The 19,087-nt window shown below is 39.5% G+C and carries 17 protein-coding genes; 11 read left to right on the top strand and 6 right to left on the bottom strand.

What is annotated here, in order from left to right:
- Positions 1-96 precede the first annotated feature (96 nt).
- The 7 genes from lptD (at position 97) to P20652_RS05020 (ending at position 8,834) form a co-directional block, all read left to right on the top strand.
- Positions 97-2,349 carry an LPS assembly protein LptD gene (gene lptD / locus P20652_RS04995; protein WP_008170731.1) on the top strand — a complete coding sequence of 751 codons (2,253 nt, stop codon included), beginning with the start codon at positions 97-99 and terminating at the stop codon, positions 2,347-2,349.
- 39 nt (positions 2,350-2,388) lie between these two features.
- Positions 2,389-3,684 carry a peptidylprolyl isomerase SurA gene (gene surA, locus P20652_RS05000; protein ID WP_008170728.1) on the top strand — a complete coding sequence of 432 codons (1,296 nt, stop codon included), beginning with the start codon at positions 2,389-2,391 and terminating at the stop codon, positions 3,682-3,684.
- Between the two features lie 2 nt (positions 3,685-3,686).
- A complete protein-coding gene (gene pdxA, locus P20652_RS05005; protein ID WP_008170726.1) occupies positions 3,687-4,679 on the top strand; it encodes a 4-hydroxythreonine-4-phosphate dehydrogenase PdxA in 993 nt (330 codons plus the stop codon).
- Entirely contained in the window at positions 4,676-5,482 is an 807-nt protein-coding gene (gene rsmA, locus P20652_RS05010) for a 16S rRNA (adenine(1518)-N(6)/adenine(1519)-N(6))-dimethyltransferase RsmA (protein ID WP_008170724.1), read from the top strand. Before pdxA ends, rsmA begins: the two co-directional genes overlap by 4 nt.
- On the top strand, positions 5,466-5,855 hold the full coding sequence (apaG, locus tag P20652_RS05015; protein ID WP_008170722.1) for a Co2+/Mg2+ efflux protein ApaG: 390 nt from the start codon (positions 5,466-5,468) through the stop codon (positions 5,853-5,855). Before rsmA ends, apaG begins: the two co-directional genes overlap by 17 nt.
- An 8-nt stretch (positions 5,856-5,863) precedes the next feature.
- Positions 5,864-6,682, top strand: a complete 819-nt coding sequence (locus P20652_RS18685) for a symmetrical bis(5'-nucleosyl)-tetraphosphatase (RefSeq protein WP_033017742.1) — start codon at positions 5,864-5,866, stop codon at positions 6,680-6,682.
- A gap of 136 nt (positions 6,683-6,818) precedes the next feature.
- A complete protein-coding gene (locus P20652_RS05020) occupies positions 6,819-8,834 on the top strand; it encodes a methyl-accepting chemotaxis protein (protein WP_008170717.1) in 2,016 nt (671 codons plus the stop codon).
- A gap of 81 nt (positions 8,835-8,915) precedes the next feature.
- On the opposite strand, the gene mutM is transcribed toward P20652_RS05020, so the two are convergent.
- Both mutM and P20652_RS18680 read right to left on the bottom strand, forming a co-directional pair.
- Positions 8,916-9,725, bottom strand: coding sequence for a bifunctional DNA-formamidopyrimidine glycosylase/DNA-(apurinic or apyrimidinic site) lyase (gene mutM / locus P20652_RS05025; RefSeq protein WP_008170715.1), 810 nt, complete (start codon positions 9,723-9,725; stop codon positions 8,916-8,918).
- Positions 9,725-10,240, bottom strand: coding sequence for a hypothetical protein (locus P20652_RS18680; protein WP_033017739.1), 516 nt, complete (start codon positions 10,238-10,240; stop codon positions 9,725-9,727). The genes mutM and P20652_RS18680 overlap by 1 nt, the downstream gene beginning before the upstream one ends.
- A 118-nt stretch (positions 10,241-10,358) precedes the next feature.
- On the opposite strand from P20652_RS18680, the gene P20652_RS05030 reads away from it, so the two are divergent.
- Positions 10,359-11,285 carry a manganese-dependent inorganic pyrophosphatase gene (locus tag P20652_RS05030; RefSeq protein WP_008170712.1) on the top strand — a complete coding sequence of 309 codons (927 nt, stop codon included), beginning with the start codon at positions 10,359-10,361 and terminating at the stop codon, positions 11,283-11,285.
- A gap of 145 nt (positions 11,286-11,430) precedes the next feature.
- Entirely contained in the window at positions 11,431-12,546 is a 1,116-nt protein-coding gene (locus P20652_RS05035) for a GGDEF domain-containing protein (protein WP_008170710.1), read from the top strand.
- On the opposite strand, the gene P20652_RS05040 is transcribed toward P20652_RS05035, so the two are convergent.
- Complete coding sequence (locus P20652_RS05040; RefSeq protein WP_008170708.1) at positions 12,543-13,727, bottom strand: NAD(P)/FAD-dependent oxidoreductase; 1,185 nt, start codon at positions 13,725-13,727, stop codon at positions 12,543-12,545. The genes P20652_RS05035 and P20652_RS05040 overlap by 4 nt on opposite strands.
- A gap of 316 nt (positions 13,728-14,043) precedes the next feature.
- Here P20652_RS05040 and P20652_RS05045 point away from each other — a divergent pair, with 316 nt between their 5' ends.
- Positions 14,044-16,170, top strand: coding sequence for a S8 family peptidase (locus tag P20652_RS05045; RefSeq protein WP_008170706.1), 2,127 nt, complete (start codon positions 14,044-14,046; stop codon positions 16,168-16,170).
- A gap of 163 nt (positions 16,171-16,333) precedes the next feature.
- Here the strand turns inward: P20652_RS05045 and rpmG are convergent, their stop codons facing one another.
- From rpmG to radC, 3 genes are all read right to left on the bottom strand, one after another.
- Positions 16,334-16,489, bottom strand: a complete 156-nt coding sequence (gene rpmG, locus P20652_RS05050) for a 50S ribosomal protein L33 (RefSeq protein WP_004335545.1) — start codon at positions 16,487-16,489, stop codon at positions 16,334-16,336.
- 11 nt (positions 16,490-16,500) lie between these two features.
- Positions 16,501-16,737, bottom strand: coding sequence for a 50S ribosomal protein L28 (gene rpmB / locus P20652_RS05055; RefSeq protein ID WP_004335549.1), 237 nt, complete (start codon positions 16,735-16,737; stop codon positions 16,501-16,503).
- 274 nt (positions 16,738-17,011) lie between these two features.
- A complete protein-coding gene (radC, locus tag P20652_RS05060; RefSeq protein WP_008170704.1) occupies positions 17,012-17,686 on the bottom strand; it encodes a DNA repair protein RadC in 675 nt (224 codons plus the stop codon).
- A gap of 144 nt (positions 17,687-17,830) precedes the next feature.
- On the opposite strand from radC, the gene coaBC reads away from it, so the two are divergent.
- Positions 17,831-19,024: a bifunctional phosphopantothenoylcysteine decarboxylase/phosphopantothenate--cysteine ligase CoaBC gene (gene coaBC, locus P20652_RS05065; protein ID WP_008170701.1), complete on the top strand. Its 1,194-nt coding sequence runs from the start codon at positions 17,831-17,833 to the stop codon at positions 19,022-19,024.
- Positions 19,025-19,087 lie beyond the last annotated feature (63 nt).

The following is a 19,087-nucleotide window of genomic DNA, read 5'->3' as shown; positions in this document are numbered from 1 at the left end:
TAGATATCTATTTTTATAGGTCAATTACTGTAATTGCCATTATTTTCCTTTATTATGTGTAGATTATATTTAATAACACAGCATTAAGGTCGATAAATGAGCAAAACCTGGGGCATATTGATGCTAAGCGTAGTTAGCGCACCATCGCTTGCCGAAACTGAATTGGCACACAACCTTTGTGGCATTTCAATGCAAACCAGAGCTTGGCAACCACTCGAAGGCCTTAACCTTGGTGAAGTTGATATTCAAGCTGATGATGTTGAGCTGCTTGGCACCCAAAGTGCTGAGTTTACCGGCAATGTTGATATTAACACCCTTAAGATGAGTTTGTCCGCACAAACTGCGTTGATAGACAAACAGCGTGGTTTATTAAATGCGACGGGGCCAATTACTTATCAAGATTACGTAAGTAAGGTAAATAGCACCGGATTAAATGCCGATTTAAATAATTCAGAAATCAGTTTATTAGGCGCCGACTACAGCCTAACCGAACAACAAGGTAAAGGCGGCGCTGAAAAGCTCACTGTTAATCAGTCTGGCCTATTGCTCATGAATGCAAGCTTTACTACTTGCCCAAGTGATACCCCTGTGTGGGAAATTGAAGCTGATGAAATAAACCTTTCACGAGAAGAAGGCTGGGGCGAAACATATAACGCTGTATTGCGTATTCTCGATACACCGGTTTTATATCTGCCTTATTTTACATTTCCACTGGATGAACGCCGTAAATCGGGTTTACTTACCCCGACTATTTCAAGCTCTGACAAATACGGTCTTGAAACAATTACGCCGTACTATTTAAATATTGCACCTAATTTTGATGCCACTATTACGCCTCGTTATATGTCTAATAAAGGACTGCAACTACAAACAGAATTTAGATACCTAACAGAGCAACATGAAGGCTTAGTAGGGATTGAATATTTAGACAGTGATGATTCTGAGCCAGATTTAAATGAACGCTACATGTTTCATTGGCAACAACAAAGTTACCTGGGGGAAAACTGGCGGGCGAACGTTGATGTAACCAATGTGAGCGATGATAACTACATCACCGACTTAACCTCAAACTACGCAAGTAAAACCGATACTCAATTATATCGTACCGGTTCACTTACGCATTTAGGTGATACATGGCGCACCGATATTAAAGTACAAAACTTTGAAGTACTCGGCGATCACTTAGAGTCTTACACTGCAATACCACAAGTTAATTTTACGCAAACAGCTCCTTGGCGTTTTGACAATTTTGACTTTAGTGTGTCTGGGGAGATTAGCCATTTTACTAATGATTCATCAGACGTGGCCATAGACAACGCAACTCGTGTACACATAGAGCCAAAAGCCCGCTACAACTACGCAACGCATGCGTGGTCATTTTTATCTGAAGTGAGCTTATTGCAAACTAATTATAAGCAAAGCGGAAACTTAACAGGCACGCAATATAGCGATACCGTATCGCGTACTATCCCAAAAGTACGTTTGTACTCTCAACTTAATTTTGAACGTGATGCATCTTACTTTTTTGAAGATGGCGTACAGACATTAGAGCCACAAATTCAATATTTATATACGCCTAATAAAGACCAGTCCGATATTGGCTTGTTTGATACAACCAAACTGCAAGACGATTATTATGGTTTATTTAGAGACACGCGTTTTTCAGGTGTTGACCGCATTGCAGCAGCTAATCAGTTTACTTTAGGTGCTACAACGCGCTTATTTGATAAAAAACAAGAAGAAGTCTTTAACTTTAGCGCCGGTCAAATATTTTATTTAAGTGATGATGCAAAGCCAACTGAACAAGGCTTAAACTCAGACACTAATTATAATGCACTATTTGCAGCTCAAACCATGTTACATTGGCATCGCCGTTGGTACCTCGCAGGAGGTATTCAATACGATACAGATGGCAAGCAAATGGTACAGTCAAATGTAACACTTGATTATAAAGGTGATAATAATCAGCTAGTACAATTGAACCATCGCTATGCAAATGATGTCTCAGGAAATACAATCGAGCAAGCAGGTGTATTTACAAGTATTCCTATTAGCGACGAATGGCAATTTATTGCAAGCTATCATCGAGATCTTGAAAACAACAGAGGTATCGAAGTATTGAGCGGATTACAGTATGAATCATGCTGTTGGGCTATCCAAATTACTGGCCATCGCCAAATAGAAACTGATTTAAATCAGTTAATAGGGCAAGAACAAGCAACCTTTGATTCAGGTATTAGTTTGAATTTTGTATTAAAAGGACTTGGCAGTAAAAGCCGTTATGATGCACAAAAATTATTACAACAAGGTATTTTTGGCTATCGTAGACCGTATTTTCTTAGTAACTAGTATCACAACAGTACTATCAGCAAGAGTAGTAAAAAGAATATGAATTTAAAAAAATTATTAACATCAGCAGTTTTAAGTGCCAGCCTTTGTCAAAGTGCAATAGCTGCCCCAGTAGAAATAGATAAAGTTATAGGCATTGTAAACCAAGGCGTAATTTTAAAAAGTGAAGTAGACACCATTATTAATCGTGTTAAAAAACAAGCCGAAGAACAAGGTCAACAATTACCTAAAGACGACACTCTTCGTGTACAAGCTGTTGAACGTTTAGTTAACCAAGCGCTTATGATACAAATGGCCGAACGTATGGGATTACAGATCTCAGACAGCCAACTTGATCAAACACTTGCAAACATGGCACAAGAGCAAGGCGGTACAATCGCTGATTTACGTCGAACTATTGAAGGTTCGGGTGAAAGCTTTCAAGCTTACCGTGAAGAAATCCGTAAAGAGATAACAACACAACAAGTAACGCGTGCAAATGTCGATCGCCGTATTTATATTAGCGAGCAAGAAGTCGATAACCTTTTAAAAATTATGGAAACTCAAGGTCAAAGTGCTGAAGAGTACGATATTGGTCATATTTTAATTGATATCCCCAACGATGCGACAGCCGACGAAATAGTAAGTGCAAAAACGCGAGCAGAGAAAGTAATTGAGCTACTAAAAGGTGGGGAAGAGTTTAAACGTATTGCCATTTCATCATCAAGCGGCTCTAAAGCACTTGAAGGTGGTCAGCTTGGTTACATGGGCATAAACGAAATGCCATCACTGTTTGCTGAAGCCGTAAAAAGTCAAAAGAAAGACTCTATTGTAGGCCCACTTCGTTCTGGCGCTGGTTTTCATATTATTAAAGTTCAAGACGTCCGTGGTCTACAAGTTGTAGAAACGACTGAAGTTCGCTCACGTCATATTTTAATCAATCCATCTATTATACTAAGCGAAGAAAAAGCACGCTCTATGCTTGCTGGATTTGCTAAAGACCTACGTGCAGGAACAGCCGACTTTGGTGAACTAGCTAAAGAGTACTCAGAAGATCCAGGCTCTGCACTTAAAGGTGGCGAGTACGATTGGACTGATCCTACAACTTACGTACCTGCGTTTAAAGATACATTGCTTTCTCTTAAGCAAGACGAAATAAGCGAACCGTTTAGAACACAGTTTGGTTGGCATATTGTGCAGTTACTTGGTAAACGTGTAGCTGATAAAACTGAGCTAGCTAAACGTAACCGTGCTCACGGTATGTTGTTTAACCGTAAATTTAAGGAAGAAAGTTTTAACTGGCAGCAAGAAATGCGTGAACAAGCCCATGTTGAAGTTTTCCCTACAGACGAGTAAATATGACCTTAAGAATAGCGATTACGCCGGGTGAACCTGCTGGTATTGGCCCTGACTTACTCATCACGCTTGCCCAGCAAGCGTGGGATGCTCAACTTGTTGTACTTGCCGATGGCAAACTACTTAAAGAACGTGCAAAACACCTTGGTTTAACGATCAACTTAATTAAATTTGATCCAAATAAGCCAGCACTTCCCGCTCCTCCTGGTAGTGTTTATATTGACCAAGTTGATTTAGGTGCAGATGTAGAGCTTGGTGTACTAAACGACGGTAACGGACAATACGTGTTAGATACCTTGCGAATAGCAAGTGAAAAAAACATGGACGGCACATTCGATGCTGTTGTTACGGGCCCTGTACATAAAGGGATTATTAATAAAGCTGGTATTTCGTTCAGTGGTCACACTGAATATTTTGCTCAGCAATCAAATACCGCCGATGTAGTAATGCTATTAGCCACTGAAGGTTTGAGGGTCGCACTTGTAACTACTCATATCCCACTTGCTTATGTGTCTCGTGCTATAACACCTGAACGCTTAACTAAAGTTGCAGGTATATTAAACCACGATTTACGAACTAAGTTTGGTATTGAACATCCACGTATTTTAGTATGCGGATTAAACCCTCATGCAGGTGAAGACGGTCATCTAGGGCGTGAAGAAATAGAAACAATCACCCCAACGCTTGAAATACTCAGAAGCGAAGGTATGAATTTAATTGGCCCACTACCCGCTGACACTTTATTTCAGGATAAATACCTATCAGAAGCCGATGCCGTGCTTGCGATGTATCACGATCAGGGATTACCTGTGCTAAAATACAAAGGATTTGGTAAATCGGTAAATATTACCCTTGGCTTACCATTTATCCGCACCTCAGTTGACCACGGTACAGCGCTAGATTTAGCCGGTACAGGAAAAGCTGATGTTGGCAGTTTTGAATTAGCGATCCGCGAAGCAATTAAGCTCGCCCATGAAAAAGCACAAAATCAATGACCGATAATGTACATTTAGGACACCGCGCCCGCAAACGTTTTGGGCAAAACTTCTTATTTGATGAAATGATCATCGATAAAATAGTCTCTGCTATCGATCCTAAACCAGAAGACAACCTAGTAGAAATTGGCCCTGGCCTTGGTGCAATTACAGAACCTGTTGCAGAGCTAAGTGGCCACTTAACGGTTGTTGAATTAGATAAAGATTTAGCGCAACGTTTAATTGAGCACCCATTTTTAGGCCCTAAGCTAACAGTTAACCAGGGCGATGCAATGACGTTTGACTTTGCAAGCTTGGTTAGAGATGACAAAAAATTAAAAGTGTTTGGCAACTTACCTTATAATATTTCTACCCCGTTATTGTTTCATCTTTTTGAATTTGCAGATGATATTGAACACATGCACTTTATGCTTCAAAAAGAAGTTGTAAAGCGTATGGTTGCAGGCCCTGGTAGTAAAACATTTGGTCGCTTGAGCGTAATGACACAGTATTACTGTAATGCAATGCCAGTAATAGAAGTACCGCCTGAATGCTTTAAACCGGCGCCAAAGGTTGACTCAGCCGTTATACGTTTAATACCTAAAAAGCCTGAGCAACGCACTGCAAAAAGCGTTAAAATATTAAACACGGTGTGTTTAGAAGCCTTTAATCAACGCCGTAAAACACTGCGTAATAGTTTAGGTAATTTACTAACTGCAGAAGAGCTTACTAGCATTGGCATTGATATAACGCTACGTGCTGAGCGCTTATCTTTACAACAATTTATTGATATAGCTAACTGGATTTATGACAACAAGCAGTAATATTGGATCGCCTGTAAAGGTATCTGTAGAAACATTTTATGTAGAAGGCCAATCCCAACCTGAGCTTGAAAAGTACGTATTTGCTTACTCTGTAACAATTAAAAACCACAGTTTATGTAGTGCAAAATTACTGAGTCGCTATTGGTTAATTACCGATGCAAATGGCAAAGAAGTGGTAGTAGAAGGTGAAGGCGTTGTTGGTGAAATGCCCGACATTGGTCCAGGCGAGAGCTTTAAATACACCAGTGGTGCAATTTTAGATACCCCAGTAGGTACTATGCAAGGGCACTATACGTTACGCAACGAATTTGGCTCTACGTTTCAAGCGCCTATTAATGTGTTTCGTTTGGCTTGCCCTAACATTTTGCATTAAGTACTTAGATGGCAGATTATGCGATAGGTGATTTACAAGGGTGTTTTAGTGAATTTAACATCCTTTTGCAACGGGTTGATTTTAACCCAAGCAAAGATCACCTTTATTTAGTTGGCGACATAGTTGCCCGCGGATCTGACTCCCTAGTCTGCTTAGACTATATTTACCAACATCAAAATAGTATGACCATCACTCTAGGCAATCACGATCTTCACATGGTTGCCTGCTACTTTCTTAACAAACCCACCAATCCAAAAGATAAACTAAACCCAATATTTGAAAGCCCAAAATTAGCGCATTACATCGCTTTTTTACAAACCCAGCCATTGGCCTTAGAGCTTATAAAACATAACTGCTTTATATCTCATGCCGGATTAAACCCCGACTGGTCTATTGAAGATGCGCTAAAACAAGCGCAATTTGCACAAAGCTGTTATCAATCAAACAATGCTAAAGCATTTTTTGAACACATGTATCAACCTCACCCGGAGCAGTGGTCAAGCAATCTTGATGACTTTGCAAAGTTTAGATACATAGTTAACTATTTTACCCGTATGCGCTTTTTAACAAGTGATAACAAACTCGAGCTTAATGCAAAGGGTGCAATAACCGACAGCCAAACACTCACTCCCTGGTTTAACCATCCAAATATAGCTAAATCTAAACACGATATTATTTTTGGCCACTGGGCCGCACTTGAAGGTAAAACAGGTAATTCACGGGTTCATGCCTTAGATACAGGCTGTGTATGGGGTAACACCATGACCCTAATGGAGCTAAGCAGTAAAAAAATAATTAAAGAAAAATCCCACCTTTTGTCTAAATAAACTGAAAAATACTAATACATCTGTTAGATTTATAAATTAATAGTTAGAATTAATGAAAGTAATTGATTTTAATTACTTAACTTATTTGAATAAACGCCGATAAGTTTTAATTGAAGTACTTTTGAGTGGAAATCTTATGAATCTAACAGTAAGCCAGCGTATTTGGGGTGGTTTTATATTCATCACACTATTACTTTTAATAATTGGTGGAAATTCTTTAATAAAAATAGCAAATATTGATCGTTCGACTCAAAAAGTGAATCAACTATCACTTCCAGCATTAAATAAAAGTTCTGAATTACAAGCCGAATTTATTTTAATGAGTAAAGCAGCCCAAGCTAGCTTTTATACATCTTCCGCAATTGAACTCGAGCCAATAAAAAAACAGGTACTTGAACAAAAGCAATTGTTTAATACTCTTCATCGAGAATTACAAGATGTAGTTAAAAACGACGCTGCACTCAATCAAAGTAGCCAAAACGTAGAAAAAACTTATTTAAGCTTCTTGACTACGGTTGAGAGCTTGCTAAGCGATAAAAGCAAACAACTTGCAATAAATAAAAAACTAAAGGCACAATTAGAAAATATAGAACTAAGTGCTGAAGATGCTAATTCAATTGTTCTTGATATTACTGACATTGATGGATTTGAACAAAATCATCCCCGCGCCTATCAAGCTGCAAACAATCTAGAAAACAACTTTATGTCAGTAGTAAGTAACAGCACTGATATGCTAACAGTTAAAACCCTTAATACTCTCGATATCGTGAAAAACGAACAAACATACTATCTTGAAGAGGTAATACGCACAGTTGCATTAATTAAGCCCGCTATAGAGCAAACTCATAGCGATTTATATTCAAGCCTAAAAGAATACGTTGATACTTTAGAAGGTAATATTAAAGGTAATAACGGTTTAGCTGCTAACAAAAAACGCTTAATTGATTCCATTGCGCTAACACAGTCAGAGCTTGCACAATCAGAGCAAGCAACCAAAATGGCACTTAATCAAATTGACGAGCTAGTAAATCAAGCAAGTGACGTTGCGTTTAAATTACAACAAGGTGTGCGTAGCGACGTAGACTCAGCTAATTTATGGACATGGGTAGGTATGATTATAGCCACTCTTTTAGCTGTAGTAATTGCAATTATTACCGTTAGCCGCATTACTAAACCTCTTGCTGAAGTTAACCGTATTTTAGATATTGTTGCCAGTGGCGACATGACGCAACGTTTAGATGATAGTGCTAAAGATGAATTTGGTGAACTATCTAGGAGCTGTAACACTTTAATTGATAGCTTACGCAGCTTAATTAAAGGTATTATTTCTCGATCTACTCAACTTGCAGCCGCCTCAGAGCAAACATCTGCAATTACAGCAGAATCAAGCAAAGCAATCCGTAATCAGCAAGCACAAGTTGAACAAGCAGCAACAGCAACAACCGAAATGAGCAGTACATCGCAAACGGTTAGCAACAGCGCTCAACAAGCACTTAGCGAAATTAAAAATGCTGATAAAGAAGCTGAACGCGTTAAAGGCATTTCAAATAATAATAAAGCAACAATCGAGCAGTTAGCTCGTGAAGTGGATGATGCCTCGCTAGTAATTAATAAACTACACCAAGATAGCGCATCAATTGGTAGCATTTTAGATGTAATACGCGGAATAGCCGAGCAGACTAATCTGTTAGCACTAAATGCTGCAATAGAAGCTGCACGTGCTGGTGAATATGGTCGAGGCTTTGCTGTTGTAGCTGACGAAGTACGCTCTTTAGCAAGTAAAACACAAGAGTCGACCCAAGAGATTCAATCAATGATTGAATCGCTTCAAACTGGCGCAGAGGCTGCAGTAACCGCAATGAGTAAAGGTAAGCAGCGTGCTATATCATGTGTTGAGCAAACCGACTTAGCAAGTAGTGCTCTTGACTCAATTACATTTGCCGTTTCGCAAGCTCACGATGTAAGTGAAGAAATATCAACAGCAGCGCAAGAGCAGCAGCAAGTAGCTCAAGAAATTAGCGAACGCCTAGAATCAATAGTGACCATTGCAGAACAAACAGCTGAAGGTGCTAGTCAAACAAACATCTCAAGCTCTGAAGTTGCAAAGCTAGCTGAAGAACTGCGTCTATCGGTAGATGAGTTTAAAGTTTAAACCGCCCAATAAATGAATAAAAAACCCGTTGATACTGAGTCTCAACGGGTTTTTTATTTTAATCTAAACTAAAAATAACTATTACTTTTGGCAGTTTGAACAAAAAACAGTACTGCGTTGCCCTAATCGTATTTCTTCAAGCTGCGTTTTGCACGTCATACATGGCTTGCCTTTACGCCCATACACTAATAACTGCTGAGCAAAATAACCCGGCTTACCATCGCTTTGTGCAAAATCTTTAAGCGTTGTACCCCCTTGCGTAATAGCAGCAGCAAGGGTGTCTTTTATAATGGGTATAAGTGCCTGGTAGCGCTTTAGTGAAACTTTGCCTGCTTCACACTTTGGATGAATGCCCGCTTTAAATAACGATTCATTCGCATAAATATTACCAACCCCCACCACCACTGCGTTATCCATAATAAACTGCTTTACAGGTACTTTTTTATTGCGCGATTGCTCGTGCACACGTTTAGCAAAAAAATCATCAGTAAGCGGCTCTGGACCAAGCTTAGAGAGCAGCTTATGCACTTCGCCTAGCTCTTGCCATAAGCAACAACCAAAGCGACGAGGATCGTTTAAGCGAAGTGCTTTACCGTTGCTAAAAATAAACTCCACATGGTCATGCTTTTTAAGCGGCTCACTTTTATCTACAACACGCAAATTACCCGACATACCCAAGTGTAAAATAGTACTACCCAGTTCGCAGTGTAAAAGTAAGTATTTAGCTCGTCGCTCAACACTTGTCACTATTAACCCTTCAAGTTGATAAACATCATCAGGTATAGGCCAGCGCATACTCGCATTGTAAATATTTACCTTTGTAACAACTTGGTTTTGTACGTGGGGAGTGATGCCCATTCGGCTCACTTCGACCTCTGGTAATTCAGGCATTAATTAAACTCACTTTGTGAAAAATCAAAACTAGGAAATAACTGCTGTGCAGTTTTTAAATCGAGTGCGAGTATTCGTTGGCTTCTCTTTTCAAGTAAGTAATATTGCCCATCGCCTTTATAAAGCAAATAAACCCAAGGCAAACTTTCACCAGCCAACTCAAAAGTAGCAACGTATAAAGGTGCATTAGGATTAAAAACAACAGATTCATTAACGCCCATCAACTGCGCGCTTTGCCACTGGTTAATTAAATCACCTAATTGCTGCTCAGATGCTTGCCACACAAGCGGTATGTCTTTTTGTAGTGAGGTTGTACGCCAGCTTGTTCCTATACGTTCAATTTTTTGATCGACAAACTTGAGCGTTAATACAAAACTTTGCCCGGGGAGCACCGCTTGTAACATCGGTTGATCCTCCCCGCCTAAAAATTGCTTATGCCAGCCATTTAAAAAGAAGATCATAATCAACATCGAAAATATTATAACGTTGTTCCAACCTTTGCGGCCCAGTCGCATATTAATACACCTAGTAAATTCAAGATATTAAAGTGTAACTAAAACTTAATTGCACTGTCTATATGTTAAAGCGCGCATACTTTGTTAGAATATCGACAAATTTAAAGGAGTTCCGTCAATGTCTATGTATGTAGTGGGCCATAAAATCCCAGATTCAGATTCAATTTGTGGTGCAATTGCACTGGCTTATTTAAAAAACCAAATCGATGAACCAGCAATTCCAACACGTCTTGGTGAAATTTCACCAGAAACTCAATTTATCCTTGATAAATTTGGCTTCGAAGCACCAGAGCTTAAATTAAGTTACGCTGGCGAAGATGTTTATATAGTTGATCACACAGAAAAAACACAAGCACCGGACGATATCGACCAAGCGCGCGTTGTGGGCGTGGTCGATCACCATAAGTTAGGTGACTTAACGTCATCTACTCCGCTTGAATGTTGGATTCGCCCTGTGGGTTGTTCAAACACCATTATTAAAATGATGTACGACTTCTACAATGTCGAAATCCCTAAAGATATCGCTGGTATTATGATGTGCGCAATTTTAAGCGACACAGTCATATTTAAATCACCAACATGCACCACTGCCGATATTAAATGTGTTGAAGCGCTAGCCGAAATTGCAGGCGTAGAAGATTTTAAAGAACTGGGTATGGATATGTTCCGTGTTAAATCTGCGGTAGAAGACACACCAGCACGTGATTTAGTAATGCGTGACTTTAAAGATTTCAACATGAACGGTAAACTAGTAGGCATTGGCCAGCTAGAAGTAATCGACCTTGCTGTTTTTGACGACATTAAAGCAGACCTTGCAGCCGATATTGCTAAGCTAAAAGTTGAAGGCAACCGCCACTCTGTATTTTTACTACTTACCGATATAATGAAAGAAGGCTCAGAAATGCTGATTGTATCTGACGATGCAAACTTAGTTGAGCAGGCTTACGGTGTGAAACCAGAAAACGATAAAGTATGGTTAGAGGGTGTACTGAGCCGTAAAAAGCAAGTAGTACCTCCACTACAAGATGCATTTTTAAAAGCATAAATTGCCATAATTTAAAAAACCGATATTATTTTATTATCGGTTTTTTATAACTTAAAATTATAAAACCCATTAATTCTCTTCGTTACTACACACAATTTCTAAAATAAGTAATACTTAACAATTAATAAATAAAAAAGAAGTGACCATGCTAAATTTTTGGTACAAAGAGTCTCCGCAATACCCAAAAGATCACAAAGACTTTTGGCGCACCCGCTTAATAACTCACTCTTTACTAATAACTACCGTTTACTTTTTAGTTTTAACACTTCTCAATCTCTTTTATTTCCAAAGCTATGGTATTGCCTTAATAGATGCTTTGGGGCTTTTTATATCGTTAGGTATATATACTGGCTTTAACAAGTCAGCGAACGTAAATGCTGCAGCTTGGGCTGTAACCTTGATGGTATGTGGCTTAATAATGTTGTTTATTATTTCTATAGGTGGGCATGCGCACTCTTTGTTTTGGGCAACTTTAATTCCTCCTTTTGCATTTTTTTTAGTTGGAAGAAAATGGGGAAGCGCATTAAGCGTAGTCGCTTTTATTATTTGTGCATACCTTGTTTACTTACAGCAACAGCAATCAATAACGATTGGTTTAGGCTCTTTATTTAATGTGATTGAAGTGAGTCTTGCTCATATATTAATTTTTAGATTTTACGAAAAAGCACGTTTTTCGGCCTATAACCAATTATCTATTCGTAACCTCAAAATTCAACAATTAGCAGAAACAGACAAATTAACAGGGCTATACAACAGGCAAAAATTTGATTTTGAGCTCTCCAAATTAATCGTTAACAATACAAAGTCCACCAGCAAAACCTCTCATATTGTTCTTATTTGCGACATAGATCACTTTAAAAACATAAATGATACCTATGGTCATTTAGTGGGCGATCAGGTACTAACTGAATTTGCAAACACACTAAAAAGCAGAATCGGAAACAACGCACTTATAGCACGATGGGGTGGAGAAGAATTTACGATTATTTTATCAGATACATCGTTGAATGACGGTGTTAAGCAGGCCAATGAGTTAAGAGAATATATTGCTAAAAATACAATTACAAATATAGCACTTACTATCAGTATTGGTTTAGCAATCATGCAAAAAGACGACACCGTATCAAAACTATTAGAGCGTGCAGATAAAGCACTCTATAAAGCTAAAAATAATGGGCGTAATAAAGTATGTATAAGCGATAAAAACGCAGTTATTAACGCTCATTTAGCCAACTCAAACAAGCCTATAACACATACTTAAGCATACTGCCCTGCAGCAAATCCACAGCTCCAAGCATACTGAAAATTGTAGCCGCCCAACCAACCCGTTACATCAGTTACTTCACCTATAAAGTAAAGGCCTTTGGCTTTTTTAGCTTCAAATGTTTTTGAACTTAATTCGTCGGTATCTACACCGCCTAATGTTACTTCTGCGGTTCTATAACCTTCAGTGCCATTTGGTTTAATTTGCCAAGCATGGATGTAACTCACTAACTCATCAATTTGGGCATGTGTAAGCTGATTAATATTACAATCTGGAAGCGCTTTGCTTTCGTGCAATATTTCTATAAAACGTTTAGGCAAAATAGTTGCCAGGCTGTTTTTTAACGACTTTTGGGCTTGCATTTCTCGCCAATCAGCAAGTTGCTGCCTTAAATCGATTCCAGGTAATAGGTTTATAGTTACAGCCTGCCCTGCTCGCCAAAATGAGCTTATTTGCAATATTGCAGGACCCGATAACCCCCGGTGAGTAAAGAGGATATTCTCTTTAAATACGGTGCCGTCTTCGCTTGAAACCTCACATGGGATACTAATTCCCGAAAGCCCTTCAAAACGCTCTTTATCGTGCTGATGCAAAGTAAACGGCACCAGTGCTGCCATTGTTGGCAAAACATTTAAACCAAATTGCTCAGCAACTTTATAACCGATAGGTGTTGCACCTAGCTTTGGCATGGTTAAGCCACCTGATGCAATGACTAACGACTCACAGCTTAATGCTTCTTGCTCTGTGATAACACTATAACCAGTTTCGGTTTTTGACACGCTGATCACTTCATTGCGTAGCTTTATATTTACTCCTGCCCACTCACATTCGGTCAGTAAAATATTCACAATATCTTGGGCATTGTTATCACAAAATAGCTGGCCTAGTGTTTTATGGTGATATGCCAAGCCATGCCTGTCCACTAACTCAATAAAGTCATGCTGTGTATAGCGACTTAAACACGATTTAACAAAATGAGAGTTTGCGCATAAGTAGTTATCAGGGGTTGCGTTTTCATTTGTAAAATTACAACGTCCACCACCACTTATTAAAATTTTACGACCTGGTTTTTTTCCCATATCAAGTACTGTAACGCTTCGGCCACGGTATCCAGCTTGCGCTGCACACATTAATCCTGCTGCTCCCGCACCTATTACAATTACATCTACTTGGGTCATTTATTTATCTCATTAAAAAATTTGCTCGATTATAGCAAAGTTTAAAGGTCAAACACGCACCGAATTAATTATTATCATTAGCGCAACAAACTAATTATTTAATTATATTAACACGGCAAAAAACAACCCTTTAATACCACTTTTAATTTAATTTTAAATACAAAAAGACCACAAGAGTACTAGAAACAGGGGTTATAACCAAACGAAATAGGTACATATCGATTTGATATTTTAACTTTATTAACATTTAAATTACCTTTGTACCCGCATTGTGAGCATTCGTCACAATATAACTAATAAAAATCAAAGGAAAATTATGACAACAAGTAAAACTTTTAAAAAATGCGCAATTGCAATTACAGTTAGTACGCTTTTTGCAGCAACACCTGGCATGGCTCAATCAGTTTCAAGTTCAATGGCTGAAACATCGGCTAAACTACAAAGCCAAGGCAGTTTCGAAACTCAGTTCATTATTAAATATAAAAACAATAACGAAATGGCGAGCCTCTCAACTGCAGACGCGAGCCCGTCTAGCATGAAAAAGCGCGCACAAAGCTTTGTTAAAAACTTCGCTTCTAAAAAAGGCAAAGTAAAAGCAAAATATATTCGTGCAATGGCACTTAATAACCATCACGTAATGCGTGCTGATAAAAAATTAAGTACAGCAGAAGCGCAAGAGTTTATGCAAGAAATGGTTGATTCAGGCAATGTGGAATACATTGAAGTGGATCAAATGTTAAAGCCGTTTTCAACTCCTAACGACCCTCGCTTTGATGACCAATGGCACTACTACGAGCAAGCCGGTGGTTTAAACTTACCTACTGCATGGGATACCGCAACGGGTAGCGGTGTAGTTGTAGCTGTACTAGATACAGGTTACCGCCCACATGCTGATTTAAACGCTAATATTTTACCGGGTTACGATATGATCTCTAACCTATCGGTAGCTAACGATGGCGGTGGTCGCGATAGCGATGCACGTGATCCTGGTGATGGTGTTGCTGCGAATGAATGTGGTACAAACGGTGCACAAAACTCTAGCTGGCACGGCACGCACGTAGCCGGCACAGTTGCTGCGGTAACCAATAACGGCGAAGGCGTTGCGGGGGTTGCTTATAACGCAAAAGTAGTGCCTGTTCGTGTGCTTGGTAAGTGTGGTGGTTTAACCTCTGATATTGCAGACGGTATTATATGGGCATCTGGTGGTAATGTTTCAGGCGTTCCTACAAACTCAAATCCTGCAGATGTAATAAATATGAGTTTAGGTGGCAGCGGTTCATGTAGCTCTACAACTCAAAATGCAATTAACACAGCACGTAGTAACGGCACTGTGGTAGTTATTGCTGCAGGTAACGATAACGATAACTCAGCAAACTACAATCCTGGTAACTGTAATGGCGTTGTCAATGTTGCGTCAGTTGGTCGTAACGGGGGGCGTGCATATTACTCAAACTACGGTAGCAATATTGATGTTGCAGCACCCGGTGGTGCACAAAACTTTGCAAACGACTCAGAAGGCGTTCTATCTACTTACAATTCAGGTTCGTCTACACCTTCAAGCGACAGTTACGGTTATTCGCAAGGTACATCAATGGCAGCGCCTCACGTAGCAGGTGTTGCGGCACTTATTAAGCAAGCAAAACCAGATGCAACGCCTGACGAAATAGAAAGTATTTTAAAATCAACAACCCGTTCGTTCCCTGCTACATGTACTAGCTGTGGTACGGGTATTGTTGATGCAGCCGCAGCTGTTGCAGCAGCAAGTGGCGGCACTACTCCGCCTACAGGCGGTGATAGCGAGCTTATTAATGGTGAAGCTAAAACAGGTTTAAGTGGGGCTGCAAATGCACAAGCGTTTTACACGATGACCGTACCAAGCGGTGCAACTAACGTAACGTTCACTATGAGTGGTGGTACTGGTGATGCTGATTTATACGTACGTGCAGGCAGTAAACCTACCACTACCACCTATGATTGTCGCCCATATAAAGGCGGTAATAGCGAAGAGTGTTCCATTGATAACCCTACAGCAGGCACTTACCACGTAATGCTTGTCGGCTACTCTGCGTATTCAGCTGTTAGCTTGGTAGGTAATATTACTGGTGGTTCATCATCTGGTGGCGGTTCAGGTGCTCCACAAGCAGGGGGCGGCACGATAAGCGATGTGACAGCTAATACTGGGCAGTGGAGACATTACACGTTAGATGTTCCTGCAGGAATGAGTACGTTTACAGTAACAACATCGGGTGGCAGTGGCGATGCTGATTTATTTGTTAAGTTTGGCAGTCAACCAACTACTTCAAGCTACGATTGCCGACCTTATAAAAACGGTAATGCAGAAACATGTACATTCAGCAATCCACAAGCAGGTACTTGGCATTTAAGTGTTAATGCTTACAGCGCCTTTTCTGGTTTAACACTGAGCGGACAATACCAACCGTAATAATAAAAATACTTTTTAAGTAGCTAAGGCTAAACAACACTGCTTAGCCTTTTTTGTAATAAGTAACTCGTTAACTATTTGAATTAATAAATGTGTTTTACTTATTGCAGAAAAACAAAAAACCCAGCCTAAGCTGGGTTTTTAAATTCTAAAAGAACTAAAATTACTTAATTTTAGCTTCTTTAAAAAGAACATGTTTACGAATCTTTGGATCAAACTTTTTGATTTCCATCTTCTCAGGCATGTTACGTTTGTTTTTGTCAGTAGTGTAGAAAAAACCAGTACCAGCAGTTGAAACTAAACGGATTTTATCGCGCATGATTCAGATCCTTAAACTTTAACGCCGCGAGCACGGATTTCTGTAAGAACCGTGTCGATGCCTTTTTTATCGATAATACGCATACCTTTAGTAGTAGTGCGTAATGTTACAAAACGTTTTTCACTTTCAACCCAAAAACGGTGTGTTTGTAGGTTAGGTAGGAAACGACGTCTAGTCGCGTTTCTCGCGTGTGAACGGTGATTACCAACCGCTGGACGCTTACCTGTAACTTGACATACTTTAGACATGTCTATATATCTCCAATAACTTCGCTCGAGCTTAATTTAATCTAAGGCCGTGTATTTCCGCCCTAGAGATAAATCGAAGGGCGCTCTTTATACAGCTTTTACAGGCAAAGATCAAACACTGATCTATCCAATCAGCTCATATATGTAAATTTGATAGCGGCTAATTATAAAGATCGAATGCCCTTAGGGAAAGTAAAAACTGCATTTAAATTAAACTAATTTGCTAAAACACCTCAAACAGCTCATTTTTAACACACTTCTGTATTTAATAAAGCTAAATAAGGCCTCGCTCAGCAAAAGAAACACACGTTTCTCCTCCTACAATGATGTGATCAAGCACACTTATGTCTACCAATTGCAGAGCTTGCTGTAATTTATTGGTTATAAGTTTGTCAGCTTGGCTTGGCTCTGCAATGCCACTGGGGTGATTATGGGCAAAAATAACGGCTGCTGCATTATTTTTAAGCGCAGCTTTAACAACCTCTCTTGGATACACACTGGCAGAATTGATTGTGCCATAAAAAAGTATTTCATCTTTTATTAAACGATTTTGACTATCAAGGTAAAGCACCATAAACACCTCCTGCTGCAAACCACGCATTTGAATTGTCAGGTAATCATATACTGAGTTAGGGGAGTTAAACACGGCATCTCGTTGACAGCGCTCCTGCATATAACGTTGGCTTAGTTCAAGCACAGCTTGTAGCTGCACATACTTAGCGGTCCCTAACCCCTTTTGAGAGCAAAACTCATCAATGCTAGCGTTAAACAAATTATGCAGTGTTTTATTTTCGTTTAATAAATGCTGAGCAAGCTCAATTACATTCATTCCCGGCAATCCTGTTCGTAAAAATATGGCAAGAAGCTCCGCGTCGGTAAGCGATTTTGCTCCTTTTTCAATAAGCTTTTCACGTGGTCGTAGAGAATTTGGTAGCGAAGTAAGTTGCATTATCCATCCTTGAAAACCGAAAGAGTCTTATAAATGTAATCCAAATTTAAGATTTAGCCTGTTATTTCGAATTAAAAAACTTCGCTGTATGCGTAAAGATTTGTTATTTTAAGCCCAATATTTAATAAAAACTGATGAACATCCATGACTAACTTAACAAACAAAAAAATTGTACTAGGTATTACCGGCGGTATTGCAGCTTATAAATGTGCAGAACTCGTTAGGCGATTAAAAGACGCTGGTTGTGAAGTAAAAGTAGTTATGACTGAATCAGCTAAACACTTTATTACACCACTGACTATGCAAGCCGTTAGTGGAGAGACAGTCTCTGACTCATTATTAGACCCTTCTGCTGAAGCTTCAATGGGGCATATTGAATTTGCAAAATGGGCCGACTTAATTTTAGTCGCCCCAGCTACCTGTAATATTATTGCTAAGATGGCTGCGGGTATTGCTGATGATTTACTAACAACGTTATTACTCGCTACGCCTGCAAAAGTAGCCGTTGCACCAGCCATGAACCAGCAAATGTATGCACACGCAGCCACACAAGCTAATCTAGCGATACTAAAGGCACGTAACGTATTTGTTTGGGGCCCGGGCAAAGGTGAGCAAGCGTGTGGCGATGTCGGCGCTGGGCGCATGTTAGAGCCCAATGAGCTAGTTGCGCTATGTACAGCAAAAGAGCAACCACAGTTACTTTTAGGCAAAACAATTACAATAACAGCAGGACCAACACGTGAACCACTAGACCCTGTGCGCTTTATATCAAATCACAGTTCAGGAAAAATGGGGTATGCACTTGCAGAGGCCGCTTTATTAATGGGCGCAAAGGTTAATTTAATTTCTGGCCCTGTTACTATTAAAGCTCCTATTGGCGTAAATTTAATAAATATTGAAAGCGCTGAGCAGTTACTAAATGAATCATTAATCTATGCACCACAGTCAGATGCATTTATTGGCTGCGCCGCCGTGGCTGATTACAGAGCAGCAACGGTTGCAACTCAAAAAATAAAAAAACAAGGTGACGAGCTCACACTTACTCTAACTAAAAATCCCGATGTAATTGCAGCAATTGCAAATCTTGAGGAAAACCGACCTTATACCGTTGGGTTTGCAGCCGAAACCCAACATGTAGAGAGCTACGCTAAAGGTAAACTTAAAAACAAAAACCTCGATATGATTTGTGCTAATGACGTATCAAAAAGTGGCTTAGGGTTTAATTCCGATCATAATGCTTTAACACTGTACTGGCACAATGAACAACAAGAATTACCAACAACAAGTAAAATAGAAATAGCTCGCAAGGTGATCGAACAGCTGGCTAAACATCTATAAAAAGGCTGGAAACAAACTGAATAAAACATTAACATACGCCATTCATTTGAACAAAAAATGACT

This window comes from Pseudoalteromonas sp. BSi20652 (assembly GCF_000239855.1).
Taxonomy (GTDB): domain Bacteria; phylum Pseudomonadota; class Gammaproteobacteria; order Enterobacterales; family Alteromonadaceae; genus Pseudoalteromonas.
This window is presented reverse-complemented; position numbering and strand designations above follow the sequence as displayed.